The sequence below is a fragment of the Sinorhizobium sp. P24N7 genome (genome assembly GCF_042436655.1).
Classification (GTDB): domain Bacteria; phylum Pseudomonadota; class Alphaproteobacteria; order Rhizobiales; family Rhizobiaceae; genus Sinorhizobium; species Sinorhizobium meliloti_A.
In genome coordinates, this window is the sequence record NZ_JBHMIW010000134.1 from 1 (window position 1) to 443 (window position 443).

1 pseudogene is annotated in these 443 nt (G+C 60.5%); it reads left to right on the plus strand.

Going from position 1 to position 443, the window contains the following annotated elements:
* Positions 1-443: pseudogene (locus tag ACFHWW_RS34300) on the plus strand (chromosome partitioning protein ParB); the annotation flags it as partial.

Genomic DNA, 443 nt, shown 5'->3' on the forward strand with positions numbered 1-443 from the left:
TCGGATGCCTATAGCCCAGAGGCGTTGGAACAGGCGGGAACCTTCGTGTTCCTCGACTATTACGGTCGGCTTGCCATTGAGCGCGGCTTTGTGAAGCCGGGAGAAGCCGAGGCGGTGGGAGATGGGCACGAGGACGGCGAAGGCTTGCCGAGCGCCAGCGGCGCGGCAAAACCCAAGGCACCGAGCATCAGCCATTCCGCCGCGCTGATCGAGGACCTGACGGCTCATAAGACCGCTGCTTTGCGTATCGAACTGGCGAATAATCCGGACTTGGCGCTTGTCGCCGTCGTTCACGCGATGCTGCTGCGCGTGGCCTATCCGTACAATTCGGAGCAGAGCGCTCTACAGTTGTCGCTCACGCACGAACGCTTGGAGCCATCAATGAAGGACGCCGAAAGCTGCAAGGGACTTTCCGCCTTCAACGATCTTGCGGACAACTACTG